The organism is Sunxiuqinia sp. sy24 (assembly GCF_052677165.1).
In genome coordinates this window covers 40,738-61,810 of sequence record NZ_JBQYLH010000020.1, presented here as the reverse complement: position 1 = coordinate 61,810, position 21,073 = coordinate 40,738, and the positions used below count along the sequence as shown (strand labels likewise).

Here is a 21,073-nt window from a genome sequence, read left to right as displayed (position 1 = left end):
TAATAATAATCGATTGTTTGATTTTCAGATTTTAGACATTTATCGTGTATGGGTTTTGATTCAATTACCTGGCATTTGTCTGCCCATGCAATGCCCCTTCTGGAGCAACGAACTGTAAGAACTGCTCAAATATAAAGCGCGCGGCTCGAACGTTTTGTTGTTAGCAATAATTTTTTCAATTTTCTTCTTTTAAAAATTCTAATAACTCAACTCCAAGATCAGAGATATAATATCTATTTTCAGAAACTAAGTGACCAGTATCTTGTATTTCAAGATGATCGAAATCAAAAACTAAACCAATAGAAATAAAATAATGCATTAAGAATCTAATCCTTTGCTCGCTCAAACCTGTATCTTGTGAAATTGCAGAATCAAGTGCCCAGCCGTCTTTAGAACTGTCCATTTTCTGAGATAAGTATTGAAGCAATTGAATGTGCTCAACATCAATTTTATCCAGAAGCTCCAGAAAAATCATTTTATCGGAATTTATAGAATTTTTCGCTAAGCAACTTTTGGTAAGAAAATCAGCAAATAGTCTCTTCTTGCTTTCTCGAATCTCATTTTTTGCTTTTAGTAAAGTTTTATGAAGGGTAAAGACATAATCTTCACTTTGGAGATAACCTATATCTAATTGTTCTTCAATACCCTGAAGCGATCTTGCGTGCTGTTCAATGAGATAGTGAATATTTTCAAGCTCTATGTTATTCCTCCAATCTCCATAAAGGCTTGCCACTCCAGATATTATCGGTATTTGTGTTCCAATTGCTTTTAAACAACTCTCAATAATTAATCCGGTATTAGTTTTTTTTTTCATGGTATCTATTCAAACTTATTAGTAATGTTCCGAGAGTACGGCATCGTGCCGCTTTCTCCGCAGGTTGTTGTTTATAATTTTGTCGCTCAATTTTTCAATTCAGCATCCAGCCGAGCCAAATCGCGGCATGCTTTATGACTCGTTGTTGTGCTTAGTTTGTTTTATTTCAAAGTTGTGCTGAAAATCAATTATGATTTCTCCATTTGTCAAATCCAGCCAATCTTCTGTAGCTTTAATAAAATGTCTAATGATGGAAACAAAAATTTTAATGCTTTTGTCATCAAATTTGAACCTAGTCATTAAGTTTTGAACTCTTGGTTTATAAATGAAATCTCCAAAATCAACTACAATTCCTTCTTTTTCATTTAAATTCTTCAATAATACAAAACGATTAGGGAGTTTGTCATTTTTTGCAAATTGTGAAGGTGAAGCAACTCGATATTCATGAGTTTTCGAATCAAGTTTCTTAAACCATTGAAATTCATTTCTAGGAGAATTAAATGCATCAAATCTACCTACCCAGCTTACCAATTCAATAATAGGGCGTGTCATTTCTCTATTATGGTGCACAGAAGAGATTAAGCCATCAGCAATTGCTCGAAGATTCCTTTCATGCACATTCAAATTCTTGAATAATTGAAACCCGATGAATTCTTGTGATTTTAGTGACGTTTCAATTTCTTCATCTGAAAGATTCATTACTAACTGTAATAACTCAGGTGCTGATTTACCGTTATAACCAAACAGCATTTTACCTAAATGACCTGCAATAGTTAATAATTCTGTATCAATTTTTTCTTTTATGTAGTCGTCGATTTTATCAAATAGCCCACCATTCTTATGTAATTCTACTATTGATTCTGCAAGAATTTTGGATATTGCGTTTCGTACTTCAGACTTATTTTTTCCTTTTAAACTATACAGAATCGGACGTCTTTGCCTTAAATCAAAAGGCAATTCTTCGATTTTTCCATAATCGGTATTATAAAAACAAAAAACTCTCTCCCAGCCTAATACACGAGCTGCATAACCTAATTCAATAAGTACATTAGGATTTGGGCACTTCCTGTATTCGCTATCGGGGTTAATAATCGAAATATCAGCTATAAATACTTTTGAACGCTCTATTTTTCTGAATATTGAATCTAAAATATTTGGTGTCCCGATCTCAGACCGGGTATCCCTATCAATATTGAATTCTAATTGAAATTGTACAATATCATTAACCTGTCTAATAGCTTTAGTCAAACATGATTCAATAAACCCTCGGTTAAAATTGTTTGGAAGGTCAGATTGCCAAGAATAAAATATTGTTCGTTTCAATTTCTGTTTTTTAAAATTAAGCTAACTAGTTTATCAGATCATCCATTTATCATCTATCTACCATGTCTTTGGGCTTATTGAATAGATCACTAAATATAGAAAATATAGCTCGGTATCCTTGATTTTTGGATAACATATTAACCACCGGATTTTAGATTTACCCCAGCTTGCTCCTCCTTACCGCTTGGCTAAAATAAGGGGGCTGTTCGTTTCAGTTTATCACGCATTTCACTAGGTTGTTTAACCAAGCGCAAATCCTTTCTCTCCGGCATTTTTCATTCCACAACCCACTTGCCCCGTCAACTGCACCTTTCAGAAAAACATCCTACTCTAAAAGTATGCTAATGCACTGACATATAGAGCTCCCCATTGGGCACTGGCAAGCTTTTGTTCTTTCCTATGCTCGTAAACATTTTGAAATTTCCATTTATCGAAGTCGATATTTCCCATAGGGCGTAAATCCCAAAGATCAGCACGATCAAGAGAAAAACGCAGCTTGCCTTCTTTTTGCCAGACGAGTGCACCGACCATGGCATTCCCAAAAGGCATCGCTTCATCCCAGGTAGCCGCCAGATCATTAAATACTAAGTTATTCTTCGGATTTTGTTCCGGCTCCTCTTTGACCACACACGAGACCAAGAGAGCAAAGAACAAGACAATCAAGGTAGATTTCATATTTATTCAATTAAGTAGTTAGTAGATCGTTAGATTATTAGACATTAGATTTTCAGATAATAGATAACTAGAACATAGGATTTAAAACAGCTCAACAAATACACCGCAGGATCTCAAAGCATTAAACATCTGACGATTATAGAGATTCAACAAAGTACTGTCGATTTTAAAATATAAAAGTCTGATTAGTTCGCATCCAATTTCACCATTGGCAGCACAAACTTCTGATACGAAAATTGTCCATTGGCTAAATCGCCGTTGCATTCTTTGGTTAAGATCTTTTTTAGCTCTTCCACCTTTTCAGGAAACTGATCAGCCAGATTGTTTTCTTCCCGGTAATCATCGGGCAAATAATACAATTGGAAGATCTCTTTAGAATAATAATTCCGAAGCTTCCACCCTTCTTTTGTCACGATCGCTCCTCCGTACATGGACGAATTAATCGTGTAATCATGGGCTGTCGTTTTATCCTCTCCGGTCAAAATTGGCATGATCGAAATCCCATCTTTGGCTTCCTCTAATTCGACTCCCAATAAATCAGCAAATGTGGGCACCAAATCGTAGTTAGCCACCAGGTTATTGACCTCCTGCCCTCCTTCAATTTGCCCCGGCCATTTTACAAGTAGTGGAATTCGGAATCCACCTTCCCAATTATCGTACTTTAATCCGGCCATGCCATCATTGCCATCAAACACATCGCCCCCCAATTCAGAATAAAATTTCGTTGTGATATTGTCAAACCGTTCTCCTGTTTGCATATTTCGAACCGGCTTAAGAATTCGTCCTTCCTGAGAATAGTAGATCTCATGCCCGTTATCTGAACTAAAAATGATCATGGTGTTTTCTTCCAAACCTAACTTTTCCAGTTCCTGGATGATCACCCCAACATGGTCATCCAGCATTTTCACCATGGAAGCATATTCCTTCTCAATTTGAGTTAAGCGATCATCATTTATAAAATCGGCATGCACTTCAGGGATAGCAACCGGCCCATGGGGCAACTGCGTTGGGTGGTACAGAAAAAACGGGCGGTCTCTATTTTTACGAATGAAGGAAAGCATTTTATCCAGGAACAAGTTTTGAGAGTACAAACTCTTGCCTTCCATGTTCCATCTTTCCTTAAATGTTGCCGGTGTTTCACGTTCCCGGGATTTTCCGCAATCACGTCTTGTATTTCCAGGGATATCAACTTTCTGTCCATCCTCAAACATATAAGGAGGATAAAACCCATGAGCCATCACATGATCGAGGTAGCCATAATAATAATCCCAGCCATGTTGTTTCATCTCTTCAAACGAAACTGAAAAGCCCCATTCCAATTTTCCAACCTGACCAGTGGTGTAACCTGCCTTCTTAAAAACCTCAGCCAGTGTTATTGTCGACGTATTTGAATCACCAACTTGCTCTTCTAAAGCATGCGAAACTTCATCAGCCGTAACGTCGCCTTTAAACACCCTTTTGTAAGCACCACCACTCGTGATCTGCCACTTATCAGCATGGCAATCATGGTAGCCGGTTAAAAGGCTTGCCCTGGCCGGAGCACAAAACATGCAGCCACGAACATTACTAAACCGGATTCCTTCTGCTGCAATCCGGTCAATATTCGGTGTTTTTACGATTTGCTGTCCTTCATGCGATAATAGGCCACGCCCCAAATCATCGGCGTAAATGAAAACAACATTGGGCAACTTATCTTCAGGCTTATCGATTGCCTGACAGCCGGCCAAACCAGCAGCGCCTGCGAGAGCTATAAACAATTTATTCATATGTAAAAAGTATTTAAACCAAGTGGCTTTTATAGGAAATAAAAGCCACTTGGTCTCAAAAACAATTAATTATCCCATCCTGGATTTTGCTCTAGTTCTTCATTCAATATCAACTGTGTTTTAGGTATCGGGTTAAGATTATAATAGTCTTGCCAACCTTTCCCTTGTTGGACAAAATCGCCAACGCAAACCACACGCCCAACATCCTCAGTTGTTACAGAGGCATTAGGATTAACATCATCAGTTGTTACAAAAATAGATGCATTCCCAAAGTAATCATCTTTTTCAGATGCTGCTACCCGCACTCCAAGAGGTCTTTGATTCATATAGTACTCACCTCTATTCCACCGTCTGATATCATAAAAACCGAATCCTTCACCCAGTAACTCCACCATTCGTTCGCGACGAATTTCCCAGGCTATTGCCTCAACTTCCGGGTCTCTGTCCGGATCAAAAGAGGCGTTTATTTCACTCACATTCATGGCTGCTACATTGGCACGTGCCCGAAGCTTATTAATGGTTAAATCAGCAACCGACTGATCAAATTTACCCAACTCGTAAGTAACCTCGGCATAGTTCAGCATAATTTCCTCGATATGAAAGATTGGACAATCTGTTACAGCAAATCTTCCACCGGCCTGAATATTGGGTTCATTGTATGTATTGTAGTACATGTAGAAGTAGTAACCACCATAATTACGCATCGGTCCCCAGGAATTAGAAGAGGTTTGAATCATCGGAACTCTTGATAAAAACTGCGGCTGCCAGGTGTGTAAAGGAAATTGGTGGTTGGCATCGTTAATACTGTTCATATAGTCGATGTAGTAACGATCTTTCGGGTCCATTCCTTCAGTCCACCACGAATCACGGTTTGCATCGGTTACCGCAACACCATTTCCTTTATTGGTTTTATAGGGAGGAACACAGCGCCAGTACAACCGATGATCGCGGTTTTTAAATTCATCATTGACTGTCGCATTGGCACCGGCTCCCTCGTAAAGCTCACTTGTTGCAATGGGTTTACCATCCTGACAAAGGTATCGCCCAACAGTGCGTGTATGCAACGAGGCTTTTTGTCCTCCACCTCTTTCAAAACGTGGAAGACTTGACATTTCAAGATCCTGTGCCAATTCCTTGTATAAGATAACACCCGGAACGGTAGATAAGTCATCTGAGGACCAAAGGTCGACAAAATTGACAGCAATTGAAGGATACGTATCAATCAAGAGCTTTGAAGCACGCTCACACTCTTTCAGATAAGTGTCTGCATCCGAAAGTGAATGATATTTCCGCCAAGTGCCTTCGAACAGGCAGAAGCGTGACAGGAGTGCTCGTACTACATTTCTGTTTATCGTATTCCCTCCTTCTCCTTTTTCTTTTATATTCTCCTCAGCATATTTAAGATCTCGTAGGATATTATTTGCTACGGTGTTACGATCCGTTCTTTTTCCATAGAGAATATCCACATCGGTATCTTCCACGACATCCTCTAACCATGGCACATCGCCATAGCGAGCTAATAAGTCGTAATAACGATGTGAACGGAAGAACAAACCTACTGCACGCCAGTGTTTCTTGTCTGTCTCACTCATTTGCGAACCATCAATATTGCGGAGCATGATATTGACTTTACGCATATAACTAAAATCCCAAGCGTTATCCATATTGGTAGTAGAAGTAATATTATTCCACTGCCAATGGTTATTCTGAACATTGGTGCCGCTACTCATATACAGGTAGTTTGCATAAACATCTCCCAATGCATGCGTATAAACCTGAGCGCCGGTTCCAAGGTATTGTCTCATCTGAGAGTTTGAAAAAATACCGTATAAGCCCCAAGAGTATGTTTTAAAGTTGTCATACGAAACAAAAGCAGTATTTTCAGTCAGCGATGTTTTAGGCGAGTACTCCAAAAAATCATCGTTGCACCCAACTGAGCTCACAATTAATAATAAAAATAGATATTTAATGAATTTCATAATTCTATAGATTTAAATTTACACCAAACGAGATCGTTCTGTATTGTGGATATGTCCATCCTAAATTTGCGGGATCAATCCCTTGTGGAAGATGATCGAATGTAAACAGGTTCTCTCCACTAAAAAATACTTTAGCATTTTTCAAATGAATTCTATTCAGAATACTTTTGGGCAGACTGTAACTAAGCGTGATATTCTTAACACGCAAATAAGCTGCATTACTCAAGAATTTATCAGACACTCTTTGATTAGCCCCCTGCGAACTTCCTCCATTTTCATAGATACGGCCATAATAGGCATTTTCCTTATTTTCAGGTGTCCAGATTTTCCCAACCTGGTCGGCGTAAACGGTACCATATTGGCTAGCCATAGGAAAAATGATATTCCCTCCAATCCAAGCATCTCGCTGACCAACCCCTTGCAGAATAAATGATAATCCAATGTTTTTCCAGTTCATTGAACCATTTACGCCATATTGGTAGCGAGGACGACTATTCCCTATAATTTCCCGGTCGCCAGGATTTTCCACCGTATTATCTCCGGTATCAATTCTGTTGTCGCTGGTTTCATCATCCATTAAGTTTTTATACTTAATGTCTCCTTCATGGGATGTTACCCCGTTGATACTAACAACACCACTATTTAAAGCTCCGTTGGTATCAAAGTCACTTTCTGTATAAAAGCCATCGGTAACGTATCCCCATATCTCTCCAATTTCTTGTCCTTCATAATAGGAGGCCGATAATAGCTTGGTCTCATTTTTATACCGGGTAATTTCCGAACGTGAATCATAGATGTTGAATCCAAGGTCATACTTTACTTCACCAACATTACCTTTCCATTTAAGAGAAAACTCCCAACCGTTAGTTTTCATATCAGCTGCATTTTGCTTCGGTGCAGTTGCACCGGCCACAGCAGGAAATTCTTCAGCCGGTCCCAACATTCCAAGGGTGTTACGCTGATAAATGTCGAAAGAACCACTAAGTCTGCTCTTCAGAAACCCAAAATCAATCCCCCCATTAATCGTATTCACCTCTTCCCAGGAATAATTAGCGCGAACCATTGGCAGACCACCCATGGTTTGAGGGATAAGTCCATTGTAGATCCAGTTGCCATTAACAACCGGAAATGTTGGCAGGAAGCCGTAGTTTCCAATATTCTGGTTTCCCAGGGTACCATAAGAGCCTCTTAACTTTAATAAGGAAATAGTCCTTTGGGTTGACTCCATAAAAGATTCTTTTGCCAGATTCCATGCGGCTGATACGGATGGAAAGAAGCCGGAGCGATAATCTGTCGGAAACTTAGAAGACAGGTCATAGCGACCATTAAACTCGACAAAGTACTTCTGTGCATAATTATAGTTGACCCTGAAAAAACCACCTCTAAGTGCATACTCATTGTAAGCATCACTGGTCTCAGGCGGCGTCAATCCATTGGTTCCACTCAGAGAAGGAAGCTCATTATTAATCATATTGAAGGCCTTGGATCTTAAATATCTATAATCATTATATTCCTGATTATATCCAATTACACCTGATAGGTTATGCGACTCTCCAAGTGTTGTTTCGTAATTGGCAAAGGCATTGATTGTTGTATATTTTGTTGTAGCCCGCGATGTTGAAAACGGATTAGTCTTAGTTGATGGTTTTATACTCTCCGCTAATCCTTGGTGAACCTGAAAATAATTGGCATAATCCTGGTAATCCGTCAACCCCATTTGATAGGAATATTCAAAAATAGCTTTTAAGCCCTTGAGTGGTTTGATCTCTGTTCTTGAAAAAATTCGTGTATTATCACTCACTCTTTCAGAGACATCGACTTCCTTAATAATGTTAGATGGGGTCATAACCAGATACTCTTCTCCATCTGTTCCATATGGTAAGGAACCATCCGGATGATAAGAAGGAAGGTTGGCTCGCCACAACCTTAACTCACTACTTCCATCTAAATGAGGATATTGCTTATTCCCACTATTGTATTTAACATCCAGAGATGTTGTTAACCAGGATGTAATATCTCCACTCACATAGGTCGATATATTCGTTCTCTTGAATGCATCTTTCCCAGTAACTAGAATACCATCTTCATCTGAATAACCAAGAGAAATCCGATAATTGATTTTTTCACTTCCTCCATGCACTGAAATGTTGTGCGTTTGCTTCCAGGACGGTTCAAACATATCCCCCATCACATCGGTCTGCTTCAGGAAGTACTTCGTTCCGTTTGCTTCTATCCATCCTTGTGGATACGCTGCCGGATTATTTTGATAATCTTGAAGTAAATCGACGTAAGTATCGATGTTTTGTCCCGACCAAATAGATGAATACTCGCCATCTTTCAGTGTTTGAATCATATCGGAAGGCGCAGCCAATTCCGGAAGGCTGTTCACAGTTGATATCGCAAAATTACTATTGTAGCTAATTGAGAGTTTCTCATTTCGCTTCGCCTTTTTAGTGGTAATTAGAATAACGCCAAACGATGCACGAGCCCCGTAAATAGCTGCCGAAGAAGCATCCTTTAAGACAGAAATACTCTCAATATCATCCGGATTAATCAGGTATAAATCATTATATACAACATTATCGACCAATACCAGAGGAGCACCTCCATTAATTGATTCCAATCCTCTGATGTTAAAGTTACTTCCACCTCCAGGAATGGCGGACGATGAAGACGTAAAACCAGAGATAGAGCCTTGTAAAATAGCCCCCAGACCTGTAACCGGGCGGTCTCCTAAAACTTCTTCCATTTTTACAGCAGATACAGCTCCTGTCAGGTTCACTTTCTTCTGAGTTCCATATCCTACGGCAACAACCTCCTCAATTCCAATAGCATCCTCCTCTAAAACCAGATTGATAGAAAACTGACGACCTACCGTTATTTCCTGTGTTCTCATTCCCACAAAAGAAAAAACCAATACACCATCAGCTGGAACATCATCAATCGTGTAGTCTCCATCAAAATCCGTAACCGTTCCCTGCATGGTTCCTTTGACCACAACAGCAACTCCGGGAAGGGGCTCCCCTGAGGAATCGGTTACTTTTCCGGAAACTGCTTTAGCTTGTTGGCTTACTCCGTTTGTAATACTTTCCCTTGAAATCACGATGTTCCTTCCCAAAATCCGATAGGTACATCCTTCATCCAAAACCTGTTTTAGCACTTCGTCAATTGCCACACCTTCCAGACTAACGGAATGTTTCTTGTCTAAATCCAGCTGTTCGTTCTTAAACAGAAAGCCATAATCGCTGGTGCGTTCAATCTCCTGAAAGATTTCTACCAAAGTAGCATCCTTCATTTTAAGGTTCAGCTTTGTTGTCTGGCTGTAACTCTCGGTAGCGAAAGTAACAACTGCCAGTAACATCAAGCTCAGAGTTAGCTTCATAATCATTAATGTTTTACCAATCCCATGCCTTTTCCGGCATAGTAAATGCAGTTTTTTTTTCATACTTTTACATTGATTTAATTAGACATTGAAACTGATTTATTTCAGTTTCCTTTGTTTTTTATAAAGAAGTGTGCCCCGCCAGGTGCGCTTCTTTTCTATTGTACTTATTTGATTCTTACTTCATCCGTTCCGTTCTTATTTGTTCTTATTTCATAATTTATGTTTGCTGATAGTTTCAGCATCTCCATCATTTGCTGAATCGTTGTAGTACGTTTCAGCACACTTGAATATTGATCTGCTTCGAGTTTCTTATTTTCAAAAACAATCTCCACATCATACCATTTCTCCAGTTCGTCGCAAATTTGCCGAAGGTTCATATCTATAAATACAAACTTCCCGTCTTTCCATCCTGCAACGAGTGACGAATCAATTTTCTTCAGCAAATACTTCCGGCTTGATTTATTCATCGAGAAATGGTCGTTTGGAGACATTTCCTGCATCGTTATGCCTTTCCTACTTTGAATGTCAATTTCCCCTTCAATCAAAGTCGCCGTAATTTCATTGTCCTGTTCATATGCCTTAACATTGAACTTCGTTCCCAAATCGCGAATACGGATTTCTCCGGCATCAATTAAAAACTCTCGATTCGGGTTATGCTCAATTTCGAAAAAGGCTTCTCCTGATAATCTGGCTACAATTCGATTTTTGCTTTTCTCAGTAAACGTCAATTCAGAACCGGAGTTGAGCCATATTTTCGAACCGTCACTTAGTTTAATCGATGAAACACTGCCGATTTCACTTGCGAATACTTGTACCAAATCGCCTTTTCCTGTATTGAGCTCCGAATTAACCAGATAAGCTAATCCCAATGTGAAAACAATTACTGCTGCATACTTACTTAACTCAAAGAAGATTCGGCGCATCGGGATTGAGCGTGACTTACGGGTTTGCCTCCAGAAGTTTTCAAATGACTTTTTCTTGTTGGGCGACACCTCACTGATTGATAATACCCAGAGGTTTTTTAAGCGAATGTATTCGTCTTTCCATTCCGGATGAAGCTCGCAATAGGAAAAGAAAGAAGACGTCTCCTGTTCGCTGGCCTGCCCACTTAGTATTTTTGCGATGATTTGATTATCCATTTTTCAAGTATTAAGCTGAATATCGCAATTAGAATTTTCGGCTTGTTTACATACTTAACACCTGAAAAGAGGCAGACCCTATCGAAAAAGTAAAAAAAATAAATTACAGCGTAGTTTTACTGATGCTTACAGCAAGCAATAAAGCCATATAAACAGTTGTGGAGTCTTTATAAAAAGGGACTGGATATGCAACAAAAAACTGTCCGGCTAGTTAAGAGTTACGCTGCTATTCTTTGATTACTATTTAGTTGTTCAAATTCGTTTATTGTTTTGTAACCTAAAGCCGAATGCCTTCTTCGTTTGTTATACCAGGTCTCGATCCAGCAGAACAAGGTTAATTTGCGTGTTTCTGGTCAAAGAATCTTTGGTGATAAACCAGCTCAACTTTAATGGTTTTAAAAAGAGCTCTCGGCCACAGCATTGTCCCTACAGTTGCCTTTTCTGCTCATGCTTCGGATAACCAACTTCTCACATCCCAGCGGAGAAGATGCTGATTGCCTTTTTTAGGATATCGCGTTCCATTTTGGCTTCTCGAAGCTCTTTTTGCAAGCGAGCATTTTCCCGCTCCAAATCCGTCATCTTCGGGTTCCCGTAACCTGGGAAACTATTGTCCTTATAATGACTAAATTCTTTGCGCCACCGATAACGTAATGCTCGGTCGATCCCCAGTTCATCTGCAATCTCACTGGCGTTCCCTCTTGCATAGGATAATTACACTGCCTTTAGCTTAAATTCTTTGTCAAACTTCTTTCTCATAGCACTCATAATGTAGGTAAATAAATTACATTTATCCTACCGTCCAGTCAAATGTAGCAGTTCCACTAAAGAGCAATCGACACATTAAAGTAATCGGCTACACGATCAAGCTAAAACTCAAATGCAAGGGTAGTTATAATACATGAGAAAACAATTGACCAGATGGAATGAAGTATTATGAAAACATTTTGGTAATCAAGCAAACAACGGGGAGGTAATCTTTCAGTTCGGTACGTAATACTTTTAAGGCTTTCGACATCCGTGCCTCAACGGTTTTTTCACTAATGCCCAATTGCAAGGCAATGTCTTTGTAGCGCAAATCATGAAATCGGTTCATTTCAAACACCATCCGCAAATCATCGGGCAACTCAGCAATCGCCTGATCTATTTTTTCTTTTAATTCCTGAAACTGCATAAAACTGTCGCTGGATTTCTCCAATGCTTCGTAGTTGTATTGCAATTCCTGATAATGATGATTATTCAATAAGCGGGAGGCATTTTGCTTGTTCCTGATTTGGTTCAGACAGTTATTCTTAACCATCGTGTAAAGAAAATTCCGGATGTTCGACTCATCATTCAAATCGACACGAACTTCCCACAGTTTCAGAAAAGCCTCCTGTACTATCTCTTCGGCTTCACAGGCATCCATAAGATATTGTTTTCCCATAGCATACAGTACATCATAAAAATCCAGATACACTTTTTCAAACTCCGATGAGCTTCCACTTTTTAATTCAACGATATCGTAAGTTAATAAAGTTTCCATTTTTGAGGTCCCAGTGACTACCACCTACTAAATATTCATTGCATTTAGAAATAAATTCTAAATGCAATGAACTATTTAATTCGCGCCTAAAGCTATATAAAAATGAACAATTTCCGATAAACATATTCCCAGCTTTGTTGAAATAAGTTCATGCCAATTTTTCAAAAAACATCATTGTAAATTACTGGAAGTGCTATGAGCAGGAGCCCCAAGACAAAGAAAAGGCCCATCCCGGTTTGAGAAAGGCCTAAAATCTGGCAATTAATTCTCTCAATAAATGCGAATATAAATTACGCTATTTACACTTGGTGGAGATTGTGCTATTGAACTTGCTCGAAATAAAGCAAATCATTCAATTCAACCTTAAATTCCATGCTTTTCCCACCTTTTACGATTTTGCCTGAAGGAGTTTGCCACTTACCTGAAGGTAACACCACCTTGCGAGAATGAGCGCCTTTTTCAAGAACAGGCGCAACAAGTATTTTCTCGCCCAACATAAACTGATCAACCACTTTGGCAAATCCCTGTTTTGGAAAATCATACTCCATTGGGCGCATAATTGGTTCTCCTGTCTGCGCTGCTTCCTGAGCTAACTTCAAAATATTATCCCTATGCTGCTGCCGCACCTGAATGGCCTGCCCTACGGCACGTAAATGTTCTTCATCCAATATCCGCCATGGAGCAACAGAGAATTGCATCATAGGCATTAACGCATGACATTGCGCCGAACGCACAATCAGCTCCTGATCAATCACAGCACCATCGAGGAAAGAAACGAACTGCCCTCCGCCAATCATATCCGGGCACGCAAAAGGATAGCCCATGATTCCTTCAACCAGCATTTGCGGGATAAGCATATTCAGGTGTTCCCAGCTATGGTCTTTATCATGTAATCGTTCTGCTAAAGGCTGTCCTCCCATTTTCCACATCGCACGATATTCATTCAATGGAAATTCAAGGCCAATCTTGCCCCAAAGCAGAGAGTGTTCATTGGGAGTTAATCCCTTAAGTTCAATATCTCCCGTATAAAAGCGAGCGTCACCTGCATCCAGTTTAAAACCATCAACACCATACACCTCAATCAGGCGATGAAGTTCATCTTTAAACCATCTCCGGGCCTCAGGAATCGACAAATCAAGCAAAGCACTATAGCCATTCCACCATTTCACCATGGCCGTTTCGCCTGACTTTGATTTCAGGAAGTAACCTTTGCTATTCAACTCACGGTAAACATCACAGTCCGGGCTAACAAACGGGCACACCCACAACATCACTTTGAATCCCATTTCATGAAGTTCATCCATCATGGCCTTTGGATCATCAAAACGTCCTTCATGGAAGCTCCATTTTCCATAATCCTCCTGCCAATTGTCATCAATCATCAACACACCTGCCGGATAATTGTTATCCTTAATCGCATGAGCATATTTTAAAATATCCTTTTGGTTTTGATCATACATCAATTCAATCCAGGTATTATACTGTGGACTAGAAAACAACAATTCATCGGGCATTCTTCCAGATGGCGGAAAATAATTATTACTTGCAAACAAATAAGCTTCTTTCAGCGTATTGCCAGCTTTTAGAACATTAATTTTATCACGACTCCAAACAATTAGTTGTTTTTCAGAATTTTGAATTCGCAGGGGTTCTTCACTCCATATAACATCTCCGTTATCCGAAAGTATCAATGGTTGGACCTGGTTACCAAATCCGTTTCCATAGGTATCTATTTTCAAATCTTCATTTAATGGCATCATGTGGCCTTGTCCAATCACCCCCATCCACCAATTACTAGTTGATTGTTTCTGAATAACGACAGAGTCTATTACCGCATCTTGTGTTGTGCCGGGAAAATTGGCAGCAACATCGACACTACTGGATAATAAGCAGATAAAAAACAAAAGAATAATTTCCACTATGTGTAATTTACGATGTAAATACGAATGTGCTTTTTTCGATAAATACCTTATTTCACTCTGTTTCATGTATTTGTTTTAAAAAAATTATTTGATACTTTCTTTTACTCAACAGGATCAAAAATAGAGATTAACTGTCATCAGCAGTTTCGTACCATTAACAAGATAGCTATATTGACTAATAACCAACAGAATAAATGCTCCCTCCTCATATTCTGCAAATAAAATCCATTTATCATAGCCAACTCATTACACACCTGTTTTACTATTAGCGTAGCATACCCAAAAGGCTACCCTGGAATTCTCCAAGGTAACCTCCCTAAATCAACATACTAAGCGAACTATTGTATTTTATCTTTTTAATATTCTATTTGGTAAAGATTTGGGTTTGTTGCCAAAATTTGGTTTGTCAAACACATAACTCTTCTATTTACACTACTCTTTTCTGTTCTAAATTGATTTGGTTCACTGTATTGTCCAAACCGAATCATATCCTGACGTCTATGATTCTCCAGCCAGAACTCACAAGCTCTCTCTTTTAATATACCATCCAACCCACCATTATAACCAGGATTATCGAACAAGCGCTTATCGAGAAGCTCATCTACAGTTGATGACCCATCCATACCTAATCTGAATTCGGCCTCTGCTTTCATAAGTATAATATCGGAATACCTAAAAACAACATAATCGGCATTAAACACAAAGGGCACTCCATCGAAATCAATTTCATACTTCACTCCACGAGCTCCATCACCTTCTCCGGCACCAACCCCCTGGTCTCCTAATGTCGATACTTCTTGGGTATATACCAATGGGGTCACTCCATCCCTCTCATATACAGGAATTCGTTCTCCTGCATTAGGATGCCCTGCAGGAAAACGGTAATTCGGATATACAACCGGGCCAACATTTATACCACTGTACATTCCACTTCTTTGGTATAGTGCACTCGACTTATAGTTCTCATCTTTAAAGCGCCTGTCGTTAGCACGCTCTTCGTCTGTTGTTCCGAAGTTATCAACATATCCCGGGAGAAAACACATCCCTCCATATCCAACAAGCCCGGTTCTAATATTTTTTAATCGCCAATCATCACCACTTTTAGTAACCTCTACATCTTCAGGCCCTACTGTATTCCAGTGAGCTACAAGTCGAAACATTTCGGTACGTCCCTTAGGCCATCCCAAATCGACGGTGTTAGTATATTTGATAACCAGCAAAGCTTCATCGTTTTTCCCCGGTTTATCATTATTCTTACCAAAGATATCAAAATACTTATCTACAACACTATATTGCCCTGTTGCCATAACCCTATCGCACAGCCTTATACATTCTTCCATATGCTCCCTTTTAAAGTCGGCATCAGTAAAGGTTGAATTTCCTTCAAACGGACTGTTGTCATATGCTACCCTGTTGAGGTATATCTTCGCTGATAAGAGATCAGCGGTAGATTTTGAGACCTTACCATAAGCGTATCTTTCGCCGCCTTTTGCAGGTAAATACGTATAAGCAGTCTCCAGCCACCCAAGTATAGTATCAGCAGCTTTAGCTCCAACAAGCACTATATTATTTCCATTTTCATCCTTATCCTCAGTTGCAACCTGTCCATATACATCCAGCATAAGATAAGCATAGAAAGCCTTAAAAAACATCCCTTCACCATAAGTTATCTTAAGTGCATCGCTCAAGTTTTCGGGATCTTCCTCCACTTGCGCTATCTTTTCAAGCAAATTCTGAGCGTTTGCATATCTACTTGAGAATCCGCCCCAGTTGCCTCCGGTAAAACCATCATCACGAGTCCATGTATGTTTGGTTAACTTGATATATTTCCCTCCGTCATACCAATCATTGGCCGATCCTCTAACCGGAATCATTGAAGAGCCCGCCGTTATTTCGCTGGTAAACATATATCCATACCACACATTGGACAAGTCAATTAAATCACCGTACATTCCATTGGTTATTCCTGCTAACACATCTGCATCCGTTGCAATAACATCTTCGTTTCCAGTCAAAACTTCATTTAGGTCTGTACAACTATAACTAAGTAGCACACCTAATGACAATACTAATATATATTTCAATATCGTTCTCATTTTTCAAATATTTTAAAATTCTACTGATACTCCGAGCAATACAGACATCGGCTTTGGATAACTTGTATAGTCAATCCCCAAATCAGAGCTAATGTCAGGATCATATCCCTTATATTTTGTTAATACTGCAAAATTATTAAGAGCAGCATAAGCTCTTATGCCATGAATTGACTTGGACTTAATATCAAAATTATAGGACACATTAAGATTACTAAATCTAAGAAAATCACCATCTTCAAGATAACGTGAAGAATTACTTCCCGGATCTCCACCCAGCCCCTCATTTTCATCGTAGTAATCTTTACTAATATTACGTCCGATGCCCGAAGACATTAAGTTTGCTTTGTAGAACATTGCTGCTGCAGTATTATTAAATACTTTATGCCCAAACATTCCTTCCATAAACAAACTGACATTCCATCTCTTGGCCAGTTCTACGGAAAGATTTAGCCCTCCTATATATTTAGGGATAGAAGATCCCAGGTACTGCTTATCTTCTGAAAGGATGATATCTCCATTCTCTTCAAATCCCTGAAATTCTTTCAAATAAAACGTTCTGAAAGCATGTCCATTTTCAATAACCTGAACGGATGACCCTGTCAATCCTGGACCACTAATACCTCCAACAATCGCTTTATAATCTTCTGCCATATTTTTCACTTCATTTTCTAATGTAGAGAAGTTAAAATCAACATTGAATACGAAGTTCTCTCTGCGCACCGGAACTGAATTCAAAACAAACTCGAATCCTTTATTTATTATATCTCCGTCCATGTTAACCCATTGAGAAGAAGACGCTGCTGGTGGCGGTGCCGCAACCGATATTAAGAAATCATAAGTGTTTTTGTAGAAATAATCAACACTCCCTGAAAGAGCTTGACCAAACAAGGAAAAGTCAACTCCGACATTATACTGTGCTGTCTGCTCCCATTTAAGATCAGGGTTAGCAACACGAGCCAACTTATACCCCGTGTAACCATCTGCTGTTTTAAAGACACTGTATGTTTTTTGTGATGCGTAGCTCGGAAAATCCTGATTACCGGTTATACCGTAACTTGCTCTCAACTTCAGATTATCCACAACGCTTTTCACATCTTCCATAAAGCCCTCTTCACTCATACGCCATGCAGCGGCGACAGAAGGGAAGTATCCATATTTATTATTTTCTCCAAATTTAGAAGAGCCATCCGCTCTCAAAGAGGCCGTCAACAAGTAGCGATTATTATAGGTGTAATTTACTCTTCCGAAAAACGACTGCAACTCATTAAAACCTGCATTAGAGCTAATAGTAGGGCTCAATGCCAATCCCAAGTTGTTGTTGTAATCACTCATGTTCACATCAAACCCTTCGCCTGTAGCATTAAACCACTTTTTACTGAAAGATTGATAAGAATATCCGGCCACCACATTAAGCTTATTCATTGCTCCCAATGCCGGCGTGAAGGTAAAGTAGTTCTCCCATGTTTTATTAAACCCTGAAGTATTTGCAGAAGAAGCCTTCCCCAAATCAGTCAGTACAAAATCATTTTGAAACGAGACTTGTCTTTCTGTTGAAAAGTAATCAATTCCGACAGAAGACTTAAAAGACACCCAGTCTAAAAGATCTAATGAAGCAGAGAAACTTCCTAAAAAACGTTGGAGCTCTTGTTTGTCGCTATAATAGTCCAATACAGCCAGAGGGTTAAGATATGCCTTTGAAATCTGATTATAAGACCCATCGGCTAAAACCGGATTCGAATAAGGCGAATTATATAATGTGGCAGCAATAAGGTCGCCTGCTCCACTCCCCCCCGCAGTTGTTGACACTAGCGGACGACTATCTAGGATTCTTGAATTGGTTATTTGACTCTCTAACGTCAAACGATCATCAAAATATTTGCCCGAAGCATTTACTCTTGCTGTAAAACGCTCCATGTCACTATTTTGCACAACCCCCGATTGATCCATATAATTGATAGAAGCCCTGTAGGTCATCCCACTGGTTGTACCAGTAAATGAAATATCATGATTTTGCGTAATAGCTGTTCGATACACTTCATCCTGCCAATTAATAGGGTTTCCTTCGGTGATTGTAGCTACTCCTTCTTTTTCTCTAATGGCGACATATTCCTCTGGAGAAAACATGTTCATTTTTCTTCCAATCCAATCAATACTCACATATGGATTATAAGTAACTGATGATCGCCCTTTTTTCCCACCTTTAGTGGTAATTACGACAACACCATTTGCTGCACGCGAGCCATAAATTGCTGTAGCAGAAGCATCCTTCAAAACATTTATCGACTCGATATCAGATGTACTTAAAAAAGCTAAGGGGTTTTGGCTACCTAATCCTCCTATCTCACTTCCTACTCCCACTGAAGATGCGGCTGTTGAACCAGCATCAATAGGTATTCCGTCAACAACATATAATGGTTGACTTCCTGCTCCAATTGAGTTGACCCCTCTAATGCGGATATTAACTCCTGCTCCAGGTTCCCCACTCGCTTGAGAAATTTGCACTCCAGCAACCTTCCCTTGTATAAGCTGTTCAGGAGAAGCCGTATTACCAACAAAGAAATCCTCACTATTTACTGACGTTACCGAACCTGTTAAGTCTGATTTAGAAAAGGATCCATATCCGACTGCAACAACCTCTTCCAGCCCAATCGCATCAGCACTCATTGTAATATTTATAGATGTTTGATTACCCACGGTAATTTCCTGTGCTTTCATTCCCACGAAAGAAAATACCAAAGTTGCATCTGTCGGCACATCCGAAATAGAATAGTTTCCATCAAAATCAGTAATTGTCCCCTGTGTTGTTCCCTTCACCAAAACAGTAACTCCGGGCAGAGGTTCGGCAGACGAGTCGGTTACTTTCCCCGAAACGGCATGCTTTTGAGAGCTTCTATCTGGATTTGACGCACTAATGGCAATCTGACGATTTGCTATTTTATACTCCACATCAGCATTTTCAAAAACGTCATCCAGAATCTCTGGCACCAAGCGATTTTTTGCATTAACACTTACCACTTTTTCCACATCGACAACGGTGGCATCATAAATGAAGTAAAATTCAGATTGATCTTCGATTTCCTTCAACACCTGCTTTATCGGCACATTTCTCAAGTTTAGACTCATTCTGGTGCTTTGAGAGTAGGAACCAACAGCATAAAGCTGCATAACGCTAAGCACCATTAAAAATAAGGTTGTCCGCATCGTTCTAATCAGTTTTGATTTCCATAGCAACGAGCCCATGAAAATCAATGAATAACATTTTTTTTTCATAAATTTGTTTCGATTTGATTTATACAATTCAAATAAGTTAGTGCTGTTGTTTGGTAGCCTTCCAGCACGTAATCATTGTAAAGGGGATGTTACAGCATCTCCTTTTCTTTTGGTTAATTAGTTTTTCATTGGCACTCCTTTAAATTAATCGTATCGGATTACTTAAATATAATTTTAGCCTTACCGGCTTCCTCTTCAACAAACTGGTAGGTTATTGGGCATGAAAACTGGATAAAATCCAGGATTTCTTTCAAACTTTCATTCCTAAAATTGGCATTGAAAATCGATTTATACACTTTCAAGTCAGCAACCACTATTTCAACGTCAAACCTGCGTTCCAGCTTCTTAATGACTTCCAGCATCGGTTCATCTTTAAAAATCAGTTCTCCATCTTTCCATGAAGCATAATTCTCCATCTCAATGGTACTTACATCCATTGATCGCTCTCTGGTATTGTAGGTCATCATTTCTCCGGGACTTAATTTTCTTTTGAAATCGGTAATCCCTGGATTATCCAATTCGACACTTCCTTCCTGCAAAATAACACGAACAGCTTCATCGCCAGGATAAGCACTAACATCAAACTGAGTTCCCAATACCTTCACATTGACACCCGAACTTGTATAGACTGTTAAAGGAAGAGTTTCATTTCTTGAAACCTGAAACAAGGCTTGCCCTTCAAGTTCTAGATGACGACTATTAATTGCAAAACCATTCGAATAGGTAAGTTTTGTGCCTGAGTTTAACCAAACAACCGAGCTATCGGGCAAAACAACTTGGGCTATTTGTCCATATGCGGCTACTACCGATGTCTGAAATTGTTCGCCGCCATTATTCCTCTGAGTAGTTCGACCAAGCCAAAACATCATTGACGCTACCCCTATTAAAAGAACAAGAACAGCTGCATACTTAAAGAACATGAATCGTTTCTTTCCAGACTCAGCTAATTTTATTCTGTTGGCTAGTTTTTTATAGGATTGCTCCACCTTATCGGCCGGAGCCTGTCTCGAAGCAGCAAGAAAAGACCAGGCAATCTTGGCACTTCTATAAGTAGCCATATCTTGATCTGACTGCTTCAGCTCTTCCAGCAATTGCTCTTTCTGCTCTACTTCGGAGCCTGTTACAAGCTTGATTATTTTTTCCGTTTTTTCCATGATTGTTTCTATTCTAAAGAATGCATGA

At 39.4% G+C, this 21,073-nt stretch carries 13 protein-coding genes; all 13 read right to left on the bottom strand.

The window, feature by feature from the left end:
* Window positions 1-175: 175 nt before the first annotated feature.
* Window positions 176-814: a hypothetical protein gene (locus tag ACUNWA_RS16305; RefSeq protein WP_445592991.1), complete on the bottom strand. Its 639-nt coding sequence runs from the start codon at window positions 812-814 to the stop codon at window positions 176-178.
* Between the two features lie 132 nt (window positions 815-946).
* On the bottom strand, window positions 947-2,137 hold the full coding sequence (locus ACUNWA_RS16300; protein WP_445592990.1) for a hypothetical protein: 1,191 nt from the start codon (window positions 2,135-2,137) through the stop codon (window positions 947-949).
* A 330-nt stretch (window positions 2,138-2,467) separates the two neighbouring features.
* Window positions 2,468-2,812, bottom strand: coding sequence for a hypothetical protein (locus ACUNWA_RS16295; protein ID WP_445592989.1), 345 nt, complete (start codon window positions 2,810-2,812; stop codon window positions 2,468-2,470).
* 185 nt (window positions 2,813-2,997) lie between these two features.
* Complete coding sequence (locus tag ACUNWA_RS16290; protein WP_445592988.1) at window positions 2,998-4,578, bottom strand: arylsulfatase; 1,581 nt, start codon at window positions 4,576-4,578, stop codon at window positions 2,998-3,000.
* A gap of 65 nt (window positions 4,579-4,643) precedes the next feature.
* Complete coding sequence (locus ACUNWA_RS16285; RefSeq protein WP_445592987.1) at window positions 4,644-6,557, bottom strand: RagB/SusD family nutrient uptake outer membrane protein; 1,914 nt, start codon at window positions 6,555-6,557, stop codon at window positions 4,644-4,646.
* Window positions 6,558-6,561: 4 nt separating this feature from the next.
* Window positions 6,562-10,002: a TonB-dependent receptor gene (locus ACUNWA_RS16280; protein ID WP_445592986.1), complete on the bottom strand. Its 3,441-nt coding sequence runs from the start codon at window positions 10,000-10,002 to the stop codon at window positions 6,562-6,564.
* 104 nt (window positions 10,003-10,106) lie between these two features.
* The gene (locus ACUNWA_RS16275; RefSeq protein WP_445592985.1) at window positions 10,107-11,081 is read right to left on the bottom strand and encodes a FecR family protein; all 975 of its coding nucleotides are present in this window, start codon (window positions 11,079-11,081) and stop codon (window positions 10,107-10,109) included.
* A 468-nt stretch (window positions 11,082-11,549) separates the two neighbouring features.
* Window positions 11,550-11,762: a transposase gene (locus tag ACUNWA_RS16270; protein ID WP_445593016.1), complete on the bottom strand. Its 213-nt coding sequence runs from the start codon at window positions 11,760-11,762 to the stop codon at window positions 11,550-11,552.
* Window positions 11,763-12,012: 250 nt separating this feature from the next.
* Window positions 12,013-12,603: an RNA polymerase sigma-70 factor gene (locus ACUNWA_RS16265; RefSeq protein ID WP_445592984.1), complete on the bottom strand. Its 591-nt coding sequence runs from the start codon at window positions 12,601-12,603 to the stop codon at window positions 12,013-12,015.
* Between the two features lie 320 nt (window positions 12,604-12,923).
* Window positions 12,924-14,591, bottom strand: coding sequence for a glycoside hydrolase family 31 protein (locus ACUNWA_RS16260; RefSeq protein WP_445592983.1), 1,668 nt, complete (start codon window positions 14,589-14,591; stop codon window positions 12,924-12,926).
* 290 nt (window positions 14,592-14,881) lie between these two features.
* A complete protein-coding gene (locus tag ACUNWA_RS16255; protein ID WP_445592982.1) occupies window positions 14,882-16,621 on the bottom strand; it encodes a RagB/SusD family nutrient uptake outer membrane protein in 1,740 nt (579 codons plus the stop codon).
* A gap of 12 nt (window positions 16,622-16,633) precedes the next feature.
* Entirely contained in the window at window positions 16,634-19,891 is a 3,258-nt protein-coding gene (locus ACUNWA_RS16250; RefSeq protein ID WP_445592981.1) for a SusC/RagA family TonB-linked outer membrane protein, read from the bottom strand.
* A gap of 158 nt (window positions 19,892-20,049) precedes the next feature.
* Window positions 20,050-21,045, bottom strand: a complete 996-nt coding sequence (locus ACUNWA_RS16245) for a FecR family protein (protein ID WP_445592980.1) — start codon at window positions 21,043-21,045, stop codon at window positions 20,050-20,052.
* Window positions 21,046-21,073: the final 28 nt, after the last annotated feature.